19 protein-coding genes are annotated in these 19,796 nt (G+C 72.3%); 13 read left to right on the top strand and 6 right to left on the bottom strand.

Annotated elements, in window-relative coordinates; genetic code table 11:
* Window positions 1-10 precede the first annotated feature (10 nt).
* The 3 genes from SA2016_RS06665 (at window position 11) to SA2016_RS21395 (ending at window position 3,380) form a co-directional block, all read left to right on the top strand.
* Window positions 11-1,084, top strand: a complete 1,074-nt coding sequence (locus SA2016_RS06665; RefSeq protein ID WP_066496814.1) for a Gfo/Idh/MocA family protein — start codon at window positions 11-13, stop codon at window positions 1,082-1,084.
* Between the two features lie 100 nt (window positions 1,085-1,184).
* The gene (locus tag SA2016_RS06660; RefSeq protein WP_066496812.1) at window positions 1,185-2,141 is read left to right on the top strand and encodes a hypothetical protein; all 957 of its coding nucleotides are present in this window, start codon (window positions 1,185-1,187) and stop codon (window positions 2,139-2,141) included.
* A gap of 81 nt (window positions 2,142-2,222) precedes the next feature.
* A complete protein-coding gene (locus tag SA2016_RS21395; protein ID WP_066496810.1) occupies window positions 2,223-3,380 on the top strand; it encodes a hypothetical protein in 1,158 nt (385 codons plus the stop codon).
* 179 nt (window positions 3,381-3,559) lie between these two features.
* Here SA2016_RS21395 and SA2016_RS06650 read toward each other — a convergent pair whose 3' ends face one another.
* Entirely contained in the window at window positions 3,560-4,006 is a 447-nt protein-coding gene (locus SA2016_RS06650; protein WP_066496808.1) for a DoxX family protein, read from the bottom strand.
* Between the two features lie 245 nt (window positions 4,007-4,251).
* Complete coding sequence (locus SA2016_RS06645) at window positions 4,252-6,474, bottom strand: NADP-dependent isocitrate dehydrogenase (protein WP_066496807.1); 2,223 nt, start codon at window positions 6,472-6,474, stop codon at window positions 4,252-4,254.
* Window positions 6,475-6,713: 239 nt separating this feature from the next.
* On the opposite strand from SA2016_RS06645, the gene SA2016_RS06640 reads away from it, so the two are divergent.
* Window positions 6,714-6,965, top strand: coding sequence for a hypothetical protein (locus SA2016_RS06640; protein ID WP_066496802.1), 252 nt, complete (start codon window positions 6,714-6,716; stop codon window positions 6,963-6,965).
* 170 nt (window positions 6,966-7,135) lie between these two features.
* On the opposite strand, the gene purH is transcribed toward SA2016_RS06640, so the two are convergent.
* Window positions 7,136-8,809, bottom strand: a complete 1,674-nt coding sequence (gene purH / locus SA2016_RS06635) for a bifunctional phosphoribosylaminoimidazolecarboxamide formyltransferase/IMP cyclohydrolase (protein WP_066496801.1) — start codon at window positions 8,807-8,809, stop codon at window positions 7,136-7,138.
* Window positions 8,810-8,965: 156 nt separating this feature from the next.
* On the opposite strand from purH, the gene SA2016_RS06630 reads away from it, so the two are divergent.
* From SA2016_RS06630 to SA2016_RS06615, 4 genes are all read left to right on the top strand, one after another.
* The gene (locus SA2016_RS06630; protein WP_066496800.1) at window positions 8,966-10,114 is read left to right on the top strand and encodes a zinc-dependent alcohol dehydrogenase; all 1,149 of its coding nucleotides are present in this window, start codon (window positions 8,966-8,968) and stop codon (window positions 10,112-10,114) included.
* A gap of 12 nt (window positions 10,115-10,126) precedes the next feature.
* Window positions 10,127-10,699, top strand: coding sequence for a hypothetical protein (locus SA2016_RS06625; RefSeq protein ID WP_066496799.1), 573 nt, complete (start codon window positions 10,127-10,129; stop codon window positions 10,697-10,699).
* 37 nt (window positions 10,700-10,736) lie between these two features.
* Window positions 10,737-11,222, top strand: coding sequence for a DoxX family membrane protein (locus tag SA2016_RS06620; RefSeq protein ID WP_066496797.1), 486 nt, complete (start codon window positions 10,737-10,739; stop codon window positions 11,220-11,222).
* A gap of 75 nt (window positions 11,223-11,297) precedes the next feature.
* Window positions 11,298-11,771 carry an SRPBCC family protein gene (locus SA2016_RS06615; protein ID WP_066496796.1) on the top strand — a complete coding sequence of 158 codons (474 nt, stop codon included), beginning with the start codon at window positions 11,298-11,300 and terminating at the stop codon, window positions 11,769-11,771.
* 124 nt (window positions 11,772-11,895) lie between these two features.
* On the opposite strand, the gene purN is transcribed toward SA2016_RS06615, so the two are convergent.
* Window positions 11,896-12,477, bottom strand: coding sequence for a phosphoribosylglycinamide formyltransferase (gene purN / locus SA2016_RS06610; protein ID WP_066496794.1), 582 nt, complete (start codon window positions 12,475-12,477; stop codon window positions 11,896-11,898).
* 61 nt (window positions 12,478-12,538) lie between these two features.
* On the opposite strand from purN, the gene SA2016_RS06605 reads away from it, so the two are divergent.
* Complete coding sequence (locus SA2016_RS06605; protein WP_066496792.1) at window positions 12,539-12,922, top strand: hypothetical protein; 384 nt, start codon at window positions 12,539-12,541, stop codon at window positions 12,920-12,922.
* 2 nt (window positions 12,923-12,924) lie between these two features.
* Here SA2016_RS06605 and SA2016_RS06600 read toward each other — a convergent pair whose 3' ends face one another.
* Window positions 12,925-14,235, bottom strand: a complete 1,311-nt coding sequence (locus SA2016_RS06600; protein WP_066496788.1) for a cell division protein PerM — start codon at window positions 14,233-14,235, stop codon at window positions 12,925-12,927.
* Between the two features lie 69 nt (window positions 14,236-14,304).
* Window positions 14,305-15,471, bottom strand: coding sequence for an NADH:flavin oxidoreductase (locus SA2016_RS06595; RefSeq protein ID WP_066496786.1), 1,167 nt, complete (start codon window positions 15,469-15,471; stop codon window positions 14,305-14,307).
* 154 nt (window positions 15,472-15,625) lie between these two features.
* On the opposite strand from SA2016_RS06595, the gene SA2016_RS06590 reads away from it, so the two are divergent.
* From SA2016_RS06590 to SA2016_RS22160, 4 genes are all read left to right on the top strand, one after another.
* A complete protein-coding gene (locus SA2016_RS06590) occupies window positions 15,626-16,783 on the top strand; it encodes a glycosyltransferase family 4 protein (protein WP_066496784.1) in 1,158 nt (385 codons plus the stop codon).
* 46 nt (window positions 16,784-16,829) lie between these two features.
* Window positions 16,830-18,164, top strand: coding sequence for a UDP-glucose dehydrogenase family protein (locus SA2016_RS06585; RefSeq protein ID WP_066502102.1), 1,335 nt, complete (start codon window positions 16,830-16,832; stop codon window positions 18,162-18,164).
* A 112-nt stretch (window positions 18,165-18,276) separates the two neighbouring features.
* Complete coding sequence (locus SA2016_RS21390; RefSeq protein WP_141305616.1) at window positions 18,277-18,915, top strand: DUF6318 family protein; 639 nt, start codon at window positions 18,277-18,279, stop codon at window positions 18,913-18,915.
* A complete protein-coding gene (locus SA2016_RS22160) occupies window positions 18,885-19,790 on the top strand; it encodes a hypothetical protein (protein WP_229710870.1) in 906 nt (301 codons plus the stop codon). Before SA2016_RS21390 ends, SA2016_RS22160 begins: the two co-directional genes overlap by 31 nt.
* The last annotated feature ends 6 nt before the right edge of the window (window positions 19,791-19,796 follow it).

Genomic DNA, 19,796 nt, shown 5'->3' with positions numbered 1-19,796 from the left:
GGATGGGCGCATGACACGTCACATCCAGCGGCCGTGGCTGTCGCTGCAGCCCACTGACGATCCGCTCGAGCCGACCGGGCGCACGGTCCGGTGGGGCGTGGTGGCGACGGGCGGGATCGCCCGGACCGTCGCGCGGGACCTCGCCCTCCTCCCGGACGCGGCGCTGCACGCGGTCAGCTCGCGGGTCCACGAACGTGCGCTCGCCTTCGCCCGCGAGTTCGGGGCCCTGCGTGCGTACTCCGACGAGGGCGCACGCCCCGGCTACGTCCAGCTCGTCGAGGATCCGGACGTCGACGTCGTCTACGTGGCCACGCCGCACGGGCAGCACTACGAGGTGGCCCGCGCCGCCCTCGACGCCGGAAAGAACGTGCTCGTCGAGAAGGCCTTCACGGTCAACGCCCACGAGGCGCAGGAGCTCGTGGCCCTCGCCGAGGCGAAGGGGCTGTTCCTCATGGAGGCGATGTGGAGCCGGTTCCTGCCCGGCATGCTCAGGGCCTTCGACATCATCGAGTCGGGCGAGATCGGCGAGGTGCAGTGGGTCTCGGCGGACCTCGGCTTCCCCGCCCCCAAAGACCCCGCGAGCCGGCTCTGGGACGTGCCGGCCGGGGGCGGGGCCCTGCTCGACCTGACCGTCTACCCCCTCCTCTGGGCGGTCGGCGCCCTCGGCTTCCCGGACTCGCTCACCGCGGTCGGGAAGCTCAACGACGCCGGGGTGGACGAGCAGAACGTGCTCACCCTCTCCTACTCGGACGGCCAGCTCGCCTCGCTCATCTCCTCACTGGTGGCCCACGGGCCCCGGACCGCGACCGTGGCGGGGACCGAGGGGGTCCTCACGAGCGTCGGCAGCGTCAACAACCCCACCGAGCTCGTGGTGAGGCGCGGGTGGGACCCGGCGCGCACCGAGAAGATCGAGGTCGTGGGCCGCGGCTACGTGTACGAGCTGCGCGAGGTGGTCCGGTGCGTGCAGCAGGGCGTCTTGGAGAGCCCGACGATGCCGTGGAGCCACAGCGTGGACACGATGCGGCTGTTCGACGGCGTCCGCCGCCAGCTCGGCATCAGCTACCCGAACGACGAACGGGGCTGAAAAAAGCCGGGCCCCGCGTCTGGACCTCCGGCGCCGGACGTTCCTAGGATAGCCGGACAGCCCATCCGGGCCGCCGTCTGACTGGGGAGGAGGGCGCGGGATGCGCAACCATGCCGACTGGCGCAGCCGAGCGCGTGCCCTGCTCCGCCATGCGGCCGCCGCTGCCGGCCTCGGCGTCGGCTGGCTGCTCCTCTCGGGCGGCGCCGCGAGCGCCGCGGCCCCTCCACCCGGCGACCTCCTCGGCTCCGTCGTGGCTCCACCGGCCTCCACCGCCTCGCCCGCTCGCAGCCCCGCTGTCGGCGCCGTCTCGCGTACGACGGCGGCGCTCACCTCCGACCCGGCCGGCCCCGTCGCTGGCCTCACCGCAGGAACCACCACCTCTAGGGCCACGGGGCTGCGGGCGCTGCCCAACGCCGTCGAGCCGCTCATCGAGGGCCCTCTCGCACCGCTCTCCCCCGTCGTAGCCCCGACCGTGTCCGGGGCCACCGGCACCCTGGGCAGCACCGTGGACGCCGTGGGCACCACGGCATGGGCCATCGCGGACAGCACGCGAGCTGTCCTGCCTGCGCCGCAGGCATCCTTGGCCGTCCCGGTGCCCGTGCCCGCCCCCTCAGCGCCCGTCCCGGCGCAGGCGGCCGTGGCCGCGGACGCGCTCGACGCCTCCGACGTAGGACCCTCGGCCGGAGCCGCGTCTACCGGAACGGGCTCAGGCCCGGAGGCGCTGGGAACAGACAGCGTGGACACCGCGGCGGACTCGATGGTGACGGCGCTGGCCATGGGCCCGTTCGCGTCAGCGGCGGTCATGGTCGATGCCGCCGCGGGCGTGCTTCCCGGTGAGCCGTCGCCCACCTTCCCGGCGCTTCCGGTGCTGCCCATCACCGCCGACGCCACGGGTGGGACACTCCTCGGTTCCGCCGGCTCCGGGCCCAGCCCGGCCGCTCTGGCCGCCGCAGCTTTCGCCCTCGCACTCGCCTGGCGGACCGGTCCGCGCGGGCGTCGGCGTGCCACGCCACTTCCGGCGCTGCCGGCCTTCGATCCCGGTTCGACTCCCGATTAGGAGGGGACGAGTCTGCCCCCGTGCAGGCACATGCGTCCCGGGCGCGCAACGCGCCATCGAATCGTTGTCAGGAGAACAACCGTGAATACCTTGATGCGCCGGGCCATGCTCGGCACCGTGGTCGCAGGAGGCCTGCTCGGCCTCGGCCAGGCCGCCGCCAGCGCGGATGCGACCACCGTCACCACAGATCCCAGCGCGGTTGTCACCGCGCCCGCCGCGGTGACAACCTCACCGCTCACCGCCGCCACCGCTCCCGTGCTCACGCTCAATGCCCCGACCGGCGCCACCGGCACCGTCGTCGGCGGCACCGCCAGCGGAACGGGGTCCTCATCGGGCACCCTCGGCGGGGTCGGCGCCGTCACCAACCCGGTGGCGACCGTCACCGCCCCGACCGGCGCCACCACCGGCGCCGTCCTCACCGGAACCGGAGCCGGCACCGCAACTGGCGCGGGCACCGACCCGGACGCCGCCCCTGCACCGGCAGCCGTCGGCGGGGTCAGCGCCGCCAGCAACCCGGTGGCGACCGTCACCGCCCCGACAGGCGCCACCACCGGGAGCACCATACTCGGCAGCACCGGCACCGGCACGGACGGCAACGCTGGACCGGCGCTCACCCTGCTCGGTGGCACCTCGGCCGACGAGGGCCCGCTGGGCGGGACCGAGACCGGAAGCCAGGATGGCAGCGGGACGGGCACCGGTGGATTGGCGCTGCCCGCGAGCGACCTTGTACAAGGTCTTCTCGGGAGCCCCGGCTTGATCTCAGGTCAGGGGGTGACGACGCCTGCCGCTGACGTGCAGGGGGCCACGGGCGGTGAAGACCAGGCCACGGGCACAGGCGCACCCACATCGACCGCTGGCACGAACGTCGCTTTGACCCCAGCACAAGCGGCCATGGGGCCATTTGGGTCCGGTCTGGCATCCGACGCGGGCACCCTAGCTGGTCCAACCGTTGGGTTGACTGCCGGCTCGGGCCACGCAATGGGTCCTCTCCCCGCCACCGGTGCGGGTGGGTCCCGGCCGAACGCGGTAGCGGGAACGCAGACGAACGCGCCCTCCGGGGCGCCGCAGGCCGCGCAGGCTCCGGGGGTGTGCCTGGCGTCGCTCGCTCAGGACGCCGGTGACGGCCTGAGTCTGACGCTCGCGATGGTCCTCGCGGGCCTCGGGCTCCTGCTCGGTGCCGGCGCCGGCCTCGGAACGGGGCTGGTGCTGCGCCGCCGCCCTGCCACCGCGGTGGTCTGATGCGTCCTCCGGCGCCGGGCCGCGGCTGCCGTCCCGACCGGACGTGGTGAGTTGGGGCATCACGACCGGTGGGACCCGGCGGCCCCGGCCCGGCGTCGGCGGACAGAGCACGACGGCGCCCCGCGCCCGGGGTGACGAGTTCACCTCGGGCGCGGGGCGCCGTCGTCCGGAAGGGGGCGTCAGGCCGCGATGCTCGCCCAGCGGCCGGACGCGCGACCGAAGAGCAGGCCGCTCGCCGAGAAGCGTCCCGGGCCGACGAGGGCCACTGCAGCGGCGCCTGCCGCGAGCACGAGCACGAGCTCCATGCCGCCCTTCTCGACGAACATTCCCGCAGAGATGTGCACGAGGAACAGCGCGCCGAGCATCTCGAGGGCCAGGAGCGCACCAGCGATCCGAGTCAGCACCCCCAGGACGAGCAGAGCACCGCCCGCGAGCTCGAGGGTGGCGGCCACGGGAGCGGCGACTCCGGCCGCGGGGACGCCCATCTGCGCGAAGGCGCCCTGCGCGCCGGGGATGGTGAACTCGAAGAACTTCTGCCAGCCGTGGGCCAGGAAGACGGCGCCGAGCGCGACGCGCAGGATCGTGCGGGCGGTGTCGGCGAGAACGGGGCTGTTGGCTGGTGCCATGGTGGGCTCCTTGCTGTCAGGGGGTCGTCGGCTCCGTGGCCGCCTGCGAGGCGGACACGTCAATTGAAGCTTCAACCATTATCGGGGACAGCCGTCCCGTGTCAAGAAGCGTGACGACCCACGGCTCCCACGACGCCGTCCGCGAGACGACGACGGCGCCCGCGCGCCTGAGGTGGTCGGTCACCTCGGGCGCGCGGGCGCCGTCGTCGTGGGCGGGGCTCGGCCCGCTCGGAAGACTGCTGGCGCTACTTGGCCAGGCCGTCCACAATCCCGTTGAGGGTCTTGGACGGGCGCATGACCTCGAACACCTTCTCCTCGTCCGGGCGGTAGTAGCCGCCGAGCTCAACCGGCGAGCCCTGCACCGCGAGCAGCTCCGAGACGATGGCCTCCTCCTGGGAGGCCAGAGCCTCGGCGACCGGCGCGAACGCGGCGGCCAGGCCGGCGTCGTCCGTCTGCTTCGCCAGCTCCTGCGCCCAGTACTGGGCGAGGAAGAAGTGCGAGCCGCGGTTGTCGATCGTGCCGAGCTTGCGGCCCGGAGACTTGTTCTCGAGGAGGAGCGTGCCCGTGGCGCGGTCGAGCGTGTCGGCGAGGACCTTCGCGGCCGGCAGGTTCGCCTGCTCGGCGTAGAGCTCGAAGGACGGCACGAGCGCGAAGAACTCGCCCAGGCTGTCCCAGCGCAGGTAGTTCTCCTTCACGAGCTGCTGGACGTGCTTCGGGGCGGAGCCGCCCGCGCCCGTCTCGAACAGGCCGCCGCCGGCGATGAGCGGGACGACCGAGAGCATCTTGGCGCTCGTGCCCAGCTCGAGGATCGGGAACAGGTCGGTGAGGTAGTCGCGCAGGACGTTGCCCGTGACCGAGATCGTGTCCTCGCCCTTGCGGAGCCGCTCGAGCGTGTAGGCGGTGGCCTTCGCGGGCGCGAGGATCTCGATGGTGAGGCCCTCGGTGTTGTGCTCGCGGAGGTACTCGCGGACCTTCGCGATGAGGTTGCGGTCGTGGGCTCGGTCCTCGTCGAGCCAGAACACGGCGGGGGTGTCCGTGGCGCGGGCGCGGTTGACGGCGAGCTTGACCCAGTCGCGGATCGGCACGTCCTTGGTCTGGCAGGCGCGCCAGATGTCACCGGGCTCGACCGCGTGCTCGATCAGCACGTCCCCGGCCCGGTTCACGAGCTGGACCGTGCCAGCGGCCGGGATCTCGAACGTCTTGTCGTGGCTGCCGTACTCCTCGGCCGCCTGCGCCATGAGGCCCACGTTCGGGACGGTGCCCATCGTGGTGGGATCGAGGGCGCCGTGCTCGCGGCAGTCGTCGACCACGGTCTGGTAGACGCTGGCGTAGGAGGAGTCGGGCAGGACCGCGAGCGTGTCGTGCTCCTGGCCGTCCGGGCCCCACATGTGGCCGCCGATCCGGATCATGGCGGGCATGGAGGCGTCCACGATCACGTCCGAGGGGACGTGGAGGTTGGTGATGCCCTTGTCCGAGTCCACCATCGCCAGGGCGGGGCCCTCCGTGAGCCCCTTCTGGATGAGGTCCTTGACGCCGTCGCGGACGTCCTCGGGCAGCGCGTCCAGGCCGTTGAGGATCGCGGCGAGGCCGTTGTTGGGGCTCAGGCCGGCGGCCGCGAGCTGCTTGCCGTAGGTCTCGAACAGCTCGGAGAAGTACGCGGTGACGACGTGGCCGAAGATGATCGGGTCGGAGACCTTCATCATGGTCGCCTTGAGGTGGGCCGAGAAGAGGACGCCCTCCTCCTTGGCACGGGCCACCTGCGCAGCGAGGAAGTCATCGAGCGCTGCCGCCCGCATGACGGTGCCGTCCACGACTTCCCCGGCGAGGACCTTGATGCCCTTCTTGAGCTCCTTGACCGTGCCGTCGGAGAGCACGAGCTGGATGGTGAGCGAATCGTCCGAAGGCATGACCACGGACTTCTCGTTGGAGCGGAAGTCGTTCTCGCCCATCGTGGCCACGTTCGTCTTGGAATCCGCGCTCCAGGCACCCATCGAGTGCGGGTTCTTGCGCGCGTAGTTCTTGACGGACAGCGGAGCGCGGCGGTCGGAGTTGCCCTCGCGGAGCACCGGGTTCACCGCCGAGCCCTTGATCTTGTCGTAGCGCGAGCGGATGTCCGTCTCCTCGTCCGAAGAGGGGTTGTCCGGGTAGTCCGGCAGCGCGTAGCCCTGGGACTGGAGCTCGGCGATGGCGGCCTTGAGCTGCGGGATCGAGGCCGAGATGTTCGGCAGCTTGACGATGTTGGCCTCGGGCGTCTTGGCGAGGGCGCCCAGCTCGGCGAGTGCATCCGACTGCTGCTGCTCAGCGGTCAGGTAGTCCCCGAAGGCGGCGATGATGCGGCCCGACAGGGAGATGTCCCGCGTCTCGATCTGCACGCCCGCCGCCGAGGAGTAGGCCTGGACGATCGGCAGGAAGGAGTGAGTCGCCAGCATCGGCGCCTCGTCCGTGTGCGTATAGATGATGGTGGCCATGGGTGGGCGCCTCCTGCGGAGCTGGAGCAGACCGCGGCGCGGATGCGCGCATCAGCATGGGCCGCAGTGTGCGTGAGTGCTGCTATGTCAACATGCTTAACTTACCGGAGAGAGCGAGCTGGCCCGATTCGTGACCGCCGGCAGACCCGGATTAGGCGCTCTGGTACCTAGACTGGGCCAGGGGCAGGAACGCGGGCCCCAGCCCGTCATCGATCAGCAGCGATCCCCAGGGGGAGAGAATGGCACAGCATTCCGTGTCTGCCGGAGAGGACGAGGCGCCCGAGCCGGCGATCGAGGAACTGGGGGCCCTGGTCCTGCGGGTGTGGCGGGAGCGCGGCACCGAGCAGGGCCTCAGGGTGCGCATCCTCGCCTCGGAGGGCCAGAACGAACCGGCGAGCATGGCCGTGCTCGCCGATCCCGAGGCCGCACTCGAGGCCGTCAGGAAGTGGCTGGACGCGCGGCAGGAGCCGCCCGGGCCGTCGCGGGGCTGAGCCTCCCCCCGTCCGCTGGAGCGGACCCACGCTGCCCGTGTACCCGGAACGCCGATTCGGCGACGAGATGCGTACCCGAAACGGTGTGGGGGCGACGAGATGCGTACCCGAGACGGCGGGAGGGAGGCCGGGTCCCGTGGCCCCGGCCTCCCTCCCCTACGGGTGGTGCGTCAGTGGAAGAAGTGGCGTGCGCCCGTGAAGTACATCGAGATGCCAGCGGCCTTCGCGGCCTCGACGACCTCCTCGTCGCGGACGGAGCCGCCGGGCTGGACCACGGCCTTGACCCCTGCGTCGATGAGGATCTGCAGGCCGTCGGCGAACGGGAAGAACGCGTCCGACGCCGCGACCGCACCGCGCGAGCGCTCCGGCGCCGCCCCCGAGCCGCCGGTGCCGGACGCGCCGCCGGCCGAGTCGACGTCGGACGTCACCTCCACGCCGAGGGTGTTGGCGCGCTCGACCGCGAGGCGGCACGAGTCGACCCGGTTGACCTGGCCCATGCCGATGCCCACGGAGGCGCCGTCCTTGGCGAGCAGGATCGCATTCGACTTGGCGGCGCGGGAGGCCCGCCAGGCGAAGGCGAGGTCGGCGAGGGTCGCCTCGTCGGCCGCCTCGCCCGCGGCGAGGGTCCAGCGGGCCGGGTCGTCGCCCTCGGCCGAGAAGGTGTCGCTGACCTGCGCGAGCACGCCCCCGGAGATCTGCTTGATCTCGGTCGGGTAGCGGCCGTAGCCCTCGGGGAGGGCGAGGAGGCGGATGTTCTTCTTCTTCGAGAGGATCTCCACGGCCTCGGGCTCGAAGTCCGGGGCGATGACGACCTCGGTGAAGATGCCCGCCACGGTCTCGGCCATGGCGCGGGTCACAGGGCGGTTCGCCGCGATGACGCCGCCGAACGCGGAGACCGGGTCGCACGCGTGCGCCTTGCGGTGCGCGTCCGCGATGGGGTCCTCGGCGCCGGGGGTGGCGACGGCGATGCCGCACGGGTTCGCGTGCTTGACGACCGCGACGGCCGGCTCGTCGAAGTCGAAGGCGGCGCGCAGGGCGGCGTCCGCGTCGACGAAGTTGTTGTAGCTCATGGCCTTGCCGTGGAGCTGGTCCGCCTGGGCGATGCCCGCCGGGGCGGCCCGGTCCACATACAGCGCGGCCGGCTGGTGCGGGTTCTCGCCGTAGCGGAGCACCTCGGAGCGCTCGAGCGCGAGCCCGGCGTAGGCGGGCCAGTGCACCGCGCCGTTCTCGTCCTCGTCCGGGAACTGGCTCGCGGTCCACGTCGCCACCGCGGTGTCGTAGGCCGCGGTGTGCGCGAACGCCTTGGCCGCGAGGCGGCGGCGCGTGCGCAGGTCGAAGCCGCCGGCCTTCGCGGCCGCCACGACGTCGCCGTAGGCTCCCGGGTCCACCACGATGGCGACGGCGGCGTGGTTCTTCGCCGCGGAGCGCACCATGGCGGGGCCGCCGATGTCGATCTGCTCGACGACGTCGTCCATCGCCGCCCCGGAGGCGACCGTCTCCACGAACGGGTACAGGTTCACCACGACGAGGTCGAACGGCTCGATCTCCATCCGCTCGAGCGTCTCCATGTGGGCCGGGACCCGGCGGTCGGCGAGGATGCCGCCGTGCACGCGCGGGTGGAGGGTCTTCACGCGGCCGTCGAGCATCTCGGGCGAGCCGGTGACCTCCTCGACCTCCTGGACCGGCACACCGGCGGCGGCGATCCGCTTCGCCGTCGAGCCGGTCGAGACGATCCGCACGCCGGCCTCGAAGAGCCCGACGGCGAGCTCCTCGAGCCCCGTCTTGTCGTACACCGAGATCAGGGCTCGGCGGATGGGAACGCGGTCCAGCTGGGTCACAGGCACTCGTCTTTCTCGAAGCAGCAGCGGGGAGGGGTCGGCGCCATTCTACCGTCGCCGTCCGCGCCCGCCCGGGCCGCGGTTGGTTGACCGAGGCCGCGGCGGGGAAGGGTCTGGCGAGAGGTGCCCGAAGCATCCCGTCACCCAGCGAGGAGGTCCGCTGTGCGCGCAATGGTCTACCGGGGCCCGTACAAGGTCGCGGTCGAGGAGAAGGACATCCCCTCGGTCGAGCACCCCAACGACGCGATCGTCCGCGTCACGCTCGGGGCGATCTGCGGCTCCGACCTGCACCTGTACCACGGGCTGATCCCGGACACCAGGGTCGGGACCACCTTCGGCCACGAGTTCATCGGAGTCGTCGAGGAGGTCGGCCCGTCGGTGCAGAACCTGAAGGTGGGCGACCGCGTCATGGTCCCCTTCAACGTCTACTGCGGCTCGTGCTACTTCTGCGCGCGCGGGCTGTACTCCAACTGCCACAACGTGAATCCCAATGCCACCGCGATCGGCGGGATCTACGGCTACTCGCACAGCTGCGGTGGGTACGACGGCGGGCAGTCCGAGTTCGTGCGGGTCCCCTTCGCCGACGTCGGCCCCTCCCTCATCCCCGACTGGATGAGCGATGAGGACGCGGTCCTGCTCACCGATGCCCTCCCCACCGGCTACTTCGGGGCGCAGCTCGGGGACATCTCCGAGGGGGACACCGTGATCGTCCTGGGCGCGGGGCCCGTGGGGCTCTTCGCCGCCGCGTCCCCGTGGCTCATGGGGGCCGGGCGCGTGATCGTGGTCGACCATCTCGACTACCGCCTCGCCAAGGCCCGGGAGTTCGCGCACGCCGAGACCTACAACTTCGCCGAGCACCGGGACATCATCCTCGAGCTGAAGAAGGCCACAGACTACCTCGGGGCCGACGTCGTCATCGACGCGGTCGGCGCCGAGGCGGACGGGAGCTTCCTTCAGCACGTGGCCGGGGCCAAGCTCAAGCTGCAGGGCGGCTCGCCGATCGCCCTGAACTGGGCGCTCGCTGCCGTCCGCAAGGGCGGGACGGTCTCCGTCCTCGGGGCCTACGGGCCCGCGCCCACCGGCATCAAGTTCGGTGACGCCATGAACAAGGGCCTGACGATCCGCGCCAACCAGTGTCCGGTCAAGCGGCAGTGGCCGCGCCTGTTCGAGCACCTCCGCAACGGCTACCTCAGGCCCAGCGAGCTCGTCACCCACCGCATCCCGCTCGAGCACATCGCCGAGGGCTACCACCTCTTCTCGGGCAAGCTCGATGGCATCATCAAGCCCCTCGTGGTACCCGGGGCGTCCTGAAAGGAGCCAGCCATGCCGTACACCGCCGACACGCGCCGCCAGCCGCCGAGCAGGGACGAGCTCCGCAACCGGATCCCCGGCTGGGGCGCGGACCTGGACCCCGCGGACCGGCCCTCCGTGCCGCGGGAGAAGCACGAGCCGACCGGGGCGCATTGGGACTTCCCCGAGCGGCAGCCGGAGAACACACCGCGCGAGCGGTCCCTCGAGCACAAGTTCCTCACCCCGGTGTTCGGCACCACCGCTCCCCTGCACGGGTTCTCCGGCGCGATCCGCCGGTTCGCGTACCGGCGGTACAGCGAAGGACAGACGCCGCACTGGCTGCTGCTCCTCGCCGGCGACCGCGTGGACGCCTGGGAATCGCATCTGCGCTCGCTCGCGACCGGGCGCCCCGACAACCCGGTCACGCAGACGGGCATCCTCGCCGAGCCCGGGCACCGGCCGCTGTCCTCCCGGTTCGGCCGGAACCGCGCGGACCTCAAGCACGCGTGGATGGACCCGGTGATGGTGGGCGGCCCGTGGGCCGCGGCCGCCGTCCTCGCCTGGGTCGGCGCCCGCAAACTCCTGACCTCCCCCTCCCGCCGCTAGCGGTCCCCACCTCCACCACCGAAAGGCACATCACATCATGGGATTCAAGCTCAGCCACGGCGTCCTCCGTCTCGTCTCGGGCGCCTTCATCCTCAACTCGGGGGTCTCCAAGCTCTCGCTCGACGACGAGGGCTCGGCACGCCTGCAGGACATGACGGCCCACGCGATTCCGCAGGCCAAGCAGGTCTCGCCGAAGATGTTCGGCAAGATGGTCGCCGGCGCCGAGATGGCGCTGGGGGCCGCCCTGCTGGCGCCCTTCGTCCCCACCCGGCTCGCGGCGCTGGGCCTCACGGCGTTCTCGAGCGGCCTGCTCGCCGTCTACGCGAAGACCCCGGGGCTGACCCAGTCCGACGGGATCAGGCCGACGCCGGCCGGGGTGCCCATGGCCAAGGACGCCTGGCTCGCCGGGATCGGCGTGGCGCTGCTCATCGACCGCAAGCACCACCCGATCAAGGCCCGGCGCAAGGTGGCCCAGGCCAGGGCCGCCCAGGCGAAGACGGCGATCAAGTCGGCCGTGAAGTAGCCGCCCGGTTTGGGTCCCGCACCGCGGGGTACAAGTAGAGGGTCCCCACAGCGCCAACTTCGCTAGGAGAAACGCATGTCTACCGTCCAGGAAACGATCGATGTTGCCGTCCCCGTCGCGACGGCGTACAACCAGTGGACCCAGTTCGAGTCCTTCCCGCACTTCATGGGGGGCGTCGAGTCCGTGGTCCAGCAGGACGACACCCACCTGCACTGGACCACGAAGGTGGCCGGGCAGACCCGCGAGTTCGACACGGTGATCACCGAGCAGAACCCGGACGAGCGGATCGCCTGGAAGAGCACCGACGGCCCCAACCACGCCGGCGTCGTCACTTTCCACCGGCTCAACGACGCTGAGTCGCGGGTCTCCGTCCAGTTCGACTGGGAGCCCGGTTCCGCGACCGAGAAGATCGGTGCGGCCTTCGGCGCCGACAACGCCCAGGTCAAGAGCGACCTGAAGAAGTTCAAGGACTTCGTCGAGTCCCACGGCGCCACCGGCGGATGGCGCGGTTCCGTGGACGCGCCCCCGCAGGGCGGCGGCACCCTCTGATCCACGCACTTTCCGCGCACGACGGCGCGTGCACCGCTGCGGCGGGCACGCGCCGTCGTGCGTCTGCCCGCCGCGGGACGGCGACGGCCCGGTGGGACAGCGACGCCAGGCGGGGCAGGGCCGCTCAGGCCGGTGCGGGGACCTCGCCCGCGGCAAGCCGGCGCAGGACATCGATGAGCAGCCGCCGCTCGATGACCTTGATGCGCTCGTGGAGCGAGTCCTCGTCCTCGCTGTCGGCGACCGCGAGGGCCTCCTGGGCGATGATCGGCCCGGTGTCCACCCCGGCGTCCGCCCAGTGGACCGTGCAGCCGGTGACCTTCACGCCGTAGTCGAGGGCGTCGCGGACGCCGTGCGCGCCGGGGAAGGCGGGCAGCAGTGCCGGATGCGTGTTGAGGTAGCGGCCGCCGAAGCGCGCGATGAACTCGGCGCTGACGATCCGCATGAAGCCCGAGGAGACGACCACGTCCGGACGGTAGGAGGCCACCTTGTCCGCGAGCGCGGCATCCCACTCGGCCCTAGTGGGGAACGAGTTGAAGTTCACCACGAACGTCTCGATGCCGGCCTCGTCCGAGCGCTCGATGCCGTAGGTGCCCTCGCGGTCGGCGCCGACCGCGGCGATCTCGACATCGAGCTCGCCGGCCCGCACGGCGTCGATCACGGCCTGCAGGTTGGAGCCGGTGCCGGAGACGAGGACCACGATGCGCATGGGGCCACCTTACCGGCGCAGCGCGCGCCCGCAGGCCCGCGCGCCGGTAGGGTGGAGAACCGTGACCGCCCAGGCCTCCCTTGCCCGCACCCAGCTCCTGCTCCGCGCCCTCGCGGTGGCCGTCCTCCTGACCTGGATCGCGGCGGCGCACGGCGTCGGCTGGGCCTGGGCCTCGGCGCTGCTGTCCGCGGCGGTACTGGGCGGCGGGATCACGGTGCTCGTGCGCGTGGGGCGCGGCGGCCACCCCCGGTCGCTGGCCGTGGGCGCCGTGGCGGGCATGCTCGTCGGGCTGCTGCTCGGGCTCTATTCCGCGGCCGCGCTGGCGTTCGCCGGGCAGGTGGCCCGCTTCGAGGACTGCTCCCACCACGCGATCACCATCACGGCCAAGGACTCCTGCCAGGCCGACCTGCGCGCCGCACTGGCCGCGGCCTCGGGCCGGGGCTGAGCCTAGACGTCGGCTGAGTCGGCGCTGCGGGAGCGGGAGCGCTCGAGCCAGGGCCCGAGGGCGTAGCCGAGGCAGGCCCCTATCGCGGTCTCGGCCCCGACCCAGACGAGCATCCACAGGGGGCTCACGCCGAGCTCGGTGAGCCGGCCCACGCCGGCAGAACCGCTGGTGAGCCACGCGAGCCCCGCCGCCAGGACGCCCGCGACGGCGCCGACGAGCGCGCCGAGGAAGAGCGCCGAGACGGGCGCGGAGAACCACCGCGCGCGGACCTTGATGGAGAGCCACTCGTCGAAGTGGTCCTCCCCCTCGCGCACGAACCACCAGCCGGCGGCGAGGCCGCCGAGGACCGGAACCACGAGGGCCGCCGGCCCGAAGACGAGCGGGCCCGTCGGCACGGCGGCGAGCATCGGGACCGGAGGGAGCGGCCCCACCGCGGTGGCGAGCGCCCCCGCCGTCGAGCCCGTCCCGAGCGCCACGCCCGCGCCGGAGGCCCAGCCCAGGGTCCAGACCACGAGGTGGGGAATGTAGCCGATCTGGGCGACGGTCAGGGCGGCCCCGCCCACGGCGTCGGCGCCCACGCCCTCGAACACGGCCACCGCCTCCGCCCAGTGGCCCAGGAGGTCCACGGCGAGCAGCAGCGCGGCGAGGGCGAGCGAGGTCAGCAGGCCCACGGCCCCGGCGCGGAGCGCCGCCCAGACATAGCTGCCGGCCCACCGCGAGTACTGGCCGGTGCGGGCGATCCAGTCGACCGCGTCCACCCCGATCAGCCGGGTCCAGGCGCCGGCCTCGCGCCGGGCGCCGGCCACGAGGCCGAGGCCGGCCGGGATGAGCGGGATCAGGGTCGCGGCGACCATGCCCACATCCACCTGGGGGGTGCGGCACACGAACGCGGTGGCGAACGCGAACCCGGCGTAGGCGGCCGCGGCGCCCGCGAGCGCCTGCCACAGCGTGTCCGCATACGAGGCGCGCGCGAGCCGCCGGCCCGCCCGCCAGGCCAGGAGCACGGGGATCAGCGTGAGCCCTAGCGGGATCAGGGACACGGTCCCCGTCACGGGCTCGGCGGCCTCGCCCGTCCCGGCGGCCAGGCTGAGCTTGAGCGGCACCCCGTGGGCGAGGAGCCACGCCTGGCCCGCGAGGCGGGCGGCGTCCTCGGGCGCCCAGGGCCCCAGTCCGCCCGTCGCCCAGACGGCGCACACGGGGACGATCGCCAGGACGGCGGAGATCAGGAGGGCTTGGACGGCTTCCGCGACTCCCTGGAGCCACAGCGGCATGGGGAGCCCGCGGAGTCCAGACTGGTCGGCGCGGAGTTTCATCGCCCTCCACTGTGCCACGGCGCCGCCGGTGCGCCGCTCAGGCGCACCGGCGGACGGCGCTGCCCGGCGTCAGGAGAGGTGGAGCCGGTCCTCGGCGCTGAACGGCCGGATCTCCTCCGTGCGCCCCTCGCGGACCTTCTCGACCCAGCGCGGGTCCGAGAGCAGGACGCGGCCCACCGCGACGAGGTCGAACTCACCGCGGCCGAACTGCGCCAGCAGGGCCTCGAGGCCGCGGACCTGGGAGCGGCCGCCCTCCTGCCACGTGACCTCGAACTCGTTGTCCAGGCCCACTGAGCCGACCGTGATGACGGGCAGGCCGGAGAGCTTCTTGGTCCAGCCCGCGAGGCCGAGCGCGGCGTCCCCTGCCGCGCCGCCGGTGCCGGCGGCCTCGGGGAACGCGGGCTCCCAGTGGCGGCGGGTGGAGGGGTGGAACGCCGAGACGCCGGCCTCGGCGAGCGTGCTCAGGACGGTGCCGAGCTCCTCGGGCGTCTGGGCGATCCGCGCGCCGTAGTCGCCGGACTTCCACTGGGAGAAGCGGAAGATCACCGGGTAGTCGGGGCCGACGGCGGCGCGCACCGCCGAGGCGACCTCTGCGGGGAAGCGGAGCCGGGCCTCGAGCGATCCGCCGTACTGGTCCTCGCGGCGGTTCGTGCCCTCCCAGAGGAACTGGTCGAGGAGGTAGCCGTGGGCGCCGTGCAGCTCGACCCCGTCGAACCCGGCCTCCTTGGCCGCGGCGGCGGCACGGGCGAAGTCGTCGCGGATGCGGGCCAGCTCCTCCACGGTCGCGGCGCGGCCGCGCTGGGCGCCGTTCGGGGCGATCCCGGAGGGGCTGAGGGAGGGCAGCTCCGGGTTGAACTCGGCGTGGTCGCCGCGGGCGGCGCCGAGGTGCCAGAGCTGGGGCACGATCGCGCCGCCGGCCGCGTGGACCTCCTCGACCAGGCGGCGCCAGGCGGCGAGCTGGGCCTCGCCGAACAGGCGCGGCACCCGGGTGCTCGGGCCGGAGTCCTCCGAGACGTAGACGCCCTCCGTGATGAGGAGCCCGACGCCGGCCGCGGCGCGGCGCGCGTAGTAGCCCACGACGTCGTCCGTCACCGTCCCCTCGGGCGAGAACTCGCGCGTCATGGGAGCCATGACGAAGCGGTTGGGCACGCGGAGGGTGCCGAGGTCGAAGGGGGTGAAGAGGCTCGAGAGCGGAGCCGCCGAGGCGCGGCCGGAAGCGGTGTCCTGGATCGTCATGCTCTGGGCAACGGGACCCCGCGCGGCGCCATTCCCCGTCGGCGGCGAGTGTGCCGCACGTCACAGCACCGGTGTTCCGGGCGTTCACCCGGCCTTCCCCCGGAGGTCACGCCCCCGCCTCCGCCCGGCCAGACGGGCAGCGGAGCGTGGAGGCGTGAGGATCGCGATTGTTGCCGAGTCGTTCCTGCCGCAGATGAACGGCGTCACCCACTCCGTCCTGCGGGTGCTCGACCACCTGCGCGAGCGCGGCGACGAGGTGCTCGTGCTCGCCCCGTCCGGCGAAGGGGCCGGCGCGGTCTTCCCGCAGCACGAGACCGTCTCCGGGGCGCGGGTCGTGCGGCTGCCGGCCGTGCCGGTGGCCGGGTACCCCAATGTGCGGATCGCCTTCGGGGCCGTGCCGAAGGTGCGGCGGATCCTGCGGGCGTTCCAGCCCGACGTGGTGCACCTCGCCTCCCCGTTCGAGCTCGGATGGCGGGCCGTGCGGGCAGCGAGCCAGCTCGGGATCCCCACCGTGGCCGTGTACCAGACGGAGGTGCCCGGCTACGCGGCCCGGTACGGGGTGCCGTTCCTGGAGAACTGGGCCTGGCAGCGGGTGGAGGCCATCCACCTTCTCGCGGACCGGACCCTCGCGCCGTCGACCTTCGCGCTCAACCAGCTGCGCGGGCGCGGGATCCCCGGCGTCGAGCTGTGGCGCCGCGGCGTGGACACGGCCCGGTTCACCCCGGCGAAGCGCGACGCCGCGTGGCGGGCCTCGGTGGCCGGGCGGACTCCCGAGGGCGCGCCGGTGGCCGTGATCGGCTACGTGGGGCGGCTCGCGGCGGAGAAGCAGGTCGAGGACCTGCGCGTGCTCGCGGACCTGCCGGGCACCAGGCTCGTGGTGGTCGGCGACGGGCCGCTGCGGGCCCAGCTCGAGGCGCAGCTGCCCGGGGCGCACTTCACCGGGTTCAAGGGCGGCGAGGACCTTGCGCGGATCGTGGCGAGTTTCGACCTGTTCGTCCACCCGGGGGAGTTCGAGACGTTCTGCCAGACCATCCAGGAGGCCATGGCCTCCGGGGTGCCGGTGGTCGCGACGGGGCGAGGCGGCCCGCTCGACCTCGTGCAGAACTCCAAGACCGGCTGGCTCTACTCCCCCGGCGACCTGGCCCAGCTTCGCTCCTACGCCCAGGACCTCCTCGGCGACGACGCGAAGCGCGCCGCGTTCGCCGAGGCCGCCTGGCGGAGCGTCCAGGGCCGGTCCTGGAGGGCCATCTGCGCCCAGCTCATCGGGCACTACGAGGACGTCATCGCCCGCGCCGCGGTCCCGGCACGGTGAGTGCCGCCGGATCCCGGCGAGGGGCGCAAGGGAAGGAAGGGACATGATGAAGATCTCCGTCATCGGCTGCGGCTACCTGGGGGCGGTCCACGCCGCCACGCTCGCCTCGATGGGCCACACCGTGGTGGGCATCGACACCGACGCGGACAAGGCGGCGCGCCTGGCCCGTGCCACCGCGCCGTTCTTCGAGCCCGGGCTCGAGGAGCTCCTCGCCGAGGGCCGGGCCACGGGCCGGCTCGTGTTCTCCACCGACATGGCCCTCGCGGCGGACTGCGACGTGCACTTCCTGTGCGTCGGGACCCCCCAGTCCAAGACGAGCGGCGTGGCCGACCTGGCGTACCTCGAGGCGGCCGCGCGCTCGGTGGGCCGGCACGCGAAGGCCGGGGCCGCCGTCGTGGGCAAGTCCACGGTCCCGGTGGGGACGGTCCACCGCGTGCGCGAATGGCTCGGCCGGGAGGACCTCGGGCTCGCGTGGAACCCCGAGTTCCTGCGGCAGGGGACCGCCGTGAAGGACTCCCTCGTGCCGGACCGGCTCGTGTACGGGGTGGCGGACGACGACGGCGGGACGGCCGCCGCGCGGACGCTCGATACCGTCTACGCTCCCCTGCTGCAGGCCGGCGTGCCGCGGATCGTGTGCAGCTTCGCGACCGCCGAGCTCATCAAGTCCGCGGCGAACGCCTACCTCGCCACGAAGCTCTCCTACATCAACGCGATGTCCGAGCTGTGCGACGCCGCCGGCGCCGACGTCACCCAGCTCTCCGCCGCCATGGGCCTGGACCCTCGCATCGGCCAGCGCTACCTCGCGGCCGGGCTCGGATTCGGCGGCGGGTGCCTGCCCAAGGACATCCGCTCGTTCCGGGCCCAGGCGCAGGAACTCGGCGTGGACTCCGTGGACGCGTGGATGGGCCTCGTGGACGCGGTCAACGAGGGCCAGCGCGGGCGCGTGGCGGCCCTCGCCGCGGACCTGTGCGGCGGCGACGTCGCGGGGCGGCGCGTGGCCGTGCTCGGCGCGGCGTTCAAGCCGGACACCGACGACATCCGCGACTCCCCCGCCCTCGATGTCGCCCTACGGCTCGCGGCGGCCGGGGCACACGTGGTGGTGACGGACCCGAAGGCGATCAACAACGCCTGGCTGCGCTTCCCGCAGCTCGAGTTCGAGCCGTCCCTGCCCGCTGCGCTCCAGGGCGCCGAGCTCGTGCTGCTGCTGACCGAGTGGCCGCAGTTCCGGGCGATCGACCCGGCCGAGGCCGCCTTCCGGGTCCGCCGCCCGGTGATCCTCGACGCCCGCAACGTCCTCGACGCAGCGGCTTGGCGCGAGGCCGGCTGGGAGCTCCACGGCCTCGGCACCGGCGACGCCCTCCGCGCCCGGGCCTGTGCATGAGCAGCGCTCCTGTGGATAACTCCCGACAGGTCTAGTCACAGGCTTGTAGACTGCCGGACAAGCGTCGCCACGCACCGGGCGGCGCCCACACCAACGACCTCGGGGGATGTCAATGGCGATTCGCCGCTGCACGCTTCGCTCTGCCCTGCCCGTCCTTGCGTTCGCCTCGGCCCTGGCACTCTCGGGGTGCTCCGGCGGCGCCGACGCCGAGTCCCAGGGCCCGCCCACCGCCTCGCCCAGTGCCTCCGCGACGGCCACGCCGACACCCAGCGTCGACTCCCGGCCCACGCCCGCCAGTTCCACCGGGCCGGCACGGAACCTGCCCAAGCCCGAGATGCCTGCCGCCGCCAAGGAGAACACCAAGGCCGGGTTCGAGGCGTTCACGCAGTACTGGTTCGACGCCGTCACCTATGCCCTGGAAACCGGAGACACGGCGCCGCTCAAGGCGATATCTAAGCCGGACTGCAAGATCTGCAATGGGTACATCGCTAGAGCCGATAGGGTTGCTGGCGGGAATGGCTGGAATGTAGGGCCTCGATGGACCGTGAAAGGCTTTTCCAGCACCCTAAAGCTTGATCCGCTAGGGCAAGCACTGGGATATTTTCTCATCGATGAGAGCGCCGCGACCCAGTACTCTCGCGATGGCTCGGTAGCCAAGTCTCAGCAGGCACTTTCGGATGATGCCCCCAAAGCCATCTACGCGATCTACGCCAACGGGAAATGGCTCACTACGCAGGCCGGGAACGCATGACCTCTCGACGCCTGGCGATCGGCTTCTTCCTTGTCCTTCATGCCTTGTGGTCGGCGAGCATCGCGTACGCTGCTGACCCGATCTCCGACTTCGGTAAAGAAGCAGTCGAGGTGAACGGCACGCGATCGGGGCAAGTCGAGATCAAATTTCCCAATATCGAAGGCGTGGCCGATGTTTATGTCTACTCCTATACACCCGCCTGCGTCAGCGACACCGATACTCCAGAGCAGAATTCCTGTGCCGCAGTCAACAGCCGCTGCCGCGCCGAGCCGGGCGGGAAGATGGTCGTGTGGGAGCGGCAGGACACCCGGAAGCAGGGGGCGCCATGGGAGCGGCTCGAACAGGCGTGCCTCTATCCGGGCAAACCGCCTGAACGGCCCGGCGACGTCGTCATCGCGGTGACCGAGAAGCAGCTGCGCGAACTGCCGATCAAGGCCTCCACGGTCGGCAGCCAGCCTGGGCGCCACACGCTCAAGGGCGCCGAGACCAACATCTACGCGGAGCCCTCCGACCAGTCCTTCTCCATCACGATCGTCGGCAAGAAGGTGGACATCCGCGTCAAGCCGAGCGAGTACCACTGGAGCTACGGCGACGGGACGAGCCTTGTCACCGCGGTGGCAGGCGGTCCGGTCCCCGAGGCACGGTGGGGCGAGAAGACCGTCACGAGCCACGTCTACAGGGCCACCGGGGACATGAACGTCGGGCTGACCACCGTCTTCACCGGAGAGTTCTCCGTGGACGGCGGCCCCTTCCAGCCCATCGCGGGCAACGCTCCGGTCCCCAGTGCACCGAAGATGCTGAGCGTGTGGCGGTCCGAAGTCAAGCTCTACGCCGACGACTGCACTGCCAACCCCGCGGGCGAAGGCTGCAGATAGCACCCC

Source organism: Sinomonas atrocyanea (genome assembly GCF_001577305.1).
Classification (GTDB): domain Bacteria; phylum Actinomycetota; class Actinomycetes; order Actinomycetales; family Micrococcaceae; genus Sinomonas; species Sinomonas atrocyanea.
The sequence above is the reverse complement of the archived record's forward strand: the minus strand, read 5'-3'. Positions and strand labels throughout refer to the sequence as shown.

Excerpts from the sequence above, each read along its gene's own strand:
- SA2016_RS06665 (WP_066496814.1), top strand. The coding sequence starts at position 11 with ATGACACGTCACATCCAGCGGCCGTGGCTGTCGCTGCAGCCCACTGAC.
- SA2016_RS06660 (WP_066496812.1), top strand. The coding sequence starts at position 1,185 with ATGCGCAACCATGCCGACTGGCGCAGCCGAGCGCGTGCCCTGCTCCGC.
- SA2016_RS06650 (WP_066496808.1), bottom strand. The coding sequence starts at position 4,006 with ATGGCACCAGCCAACAGCCCCGTTCTCGCCGACACCGCCCGCACGATC.
- SA2016_RS06645 (WP_066496807.1), bottom strand. The coding sequence starts at position 6,474 with ATGGCCACCATCATCTATACGCACACGGACGAGGCGCCGATGCTGGCG.
- SA2016_RS06640 (WP_066496802.1), top strand. The coding sequence starts at position 6,714 with ATGGCACAGCATTCCGTGTCTGCCGGAGAGGACGAGGCGCCCGAGCCG.
- SA2016_RS06625 (WP_066496799.1), top strand. The coding sequence starts at position 10,127 with ATGCCGTACACCGCCGACACGCGCCGCCAGCCGCCGAGCAGGGACGAG.
- SA2016_RS06620 (WP_066496797.1), top strand. The coding sequence starts at position 10,737 with ATGGGATTCAAGCTCAGCCACGGCGTCCTCCGTCTCGTCTCGGGCGCC.
- SA2016_RS06615 (WP_066496796.1), top strand. The coding sequence starts at position 11,298 with ATGTCTACCGTCCAGGAAACGATCGATGTTGCCGTCCCCGTCGCGACG.
- purN (WP_066496794.1), bottom strand. The coding sequence starts at position 12,477 with ATGCGCATCGTGGTCCTCGTCTCCGGCACCGGCTCCAACCTGCAGGCC.
- SA2016_RS06600 (WP_066496788.1), bottom strand. The coding sequence starts at position 14,235 with ATGAAACTCCGCGCCGACCAGTCTGGACTCCGCGGGCTCCCCATGCCG.
- SA2016_RS06595 (WP_066496786.1), bottom strand. The coding sequence starts at position 15,471 with ATGACGATCCAGGACACCGCTTCCGGCCGCGCCTCGGCGGCTCCGCTC.
- SA2016_RS06585 (WP_066502102.1), top strand. The coding sequence starts at position 16,830 with ATGAAGATCTCCGTCATCGGCTGCGGCTACCTGGGGGCGGTCCACGCC.
- SA2016_RS21390 (WP_141305616.1), top strand. The coding sequence starts at position 18,277 with ATGGCGATTCGCCGCTGCACGCTTCGCTCTGCCCTGCCCGTCCTTGCG.
- SA2016_RS22160 (WP_229710870.1), top strand. The coding sequence starts at position 18,885 with ATGGCTCACTACGCAGGCCGGGAACGCATGACCTCTCGACGCCTGGCG.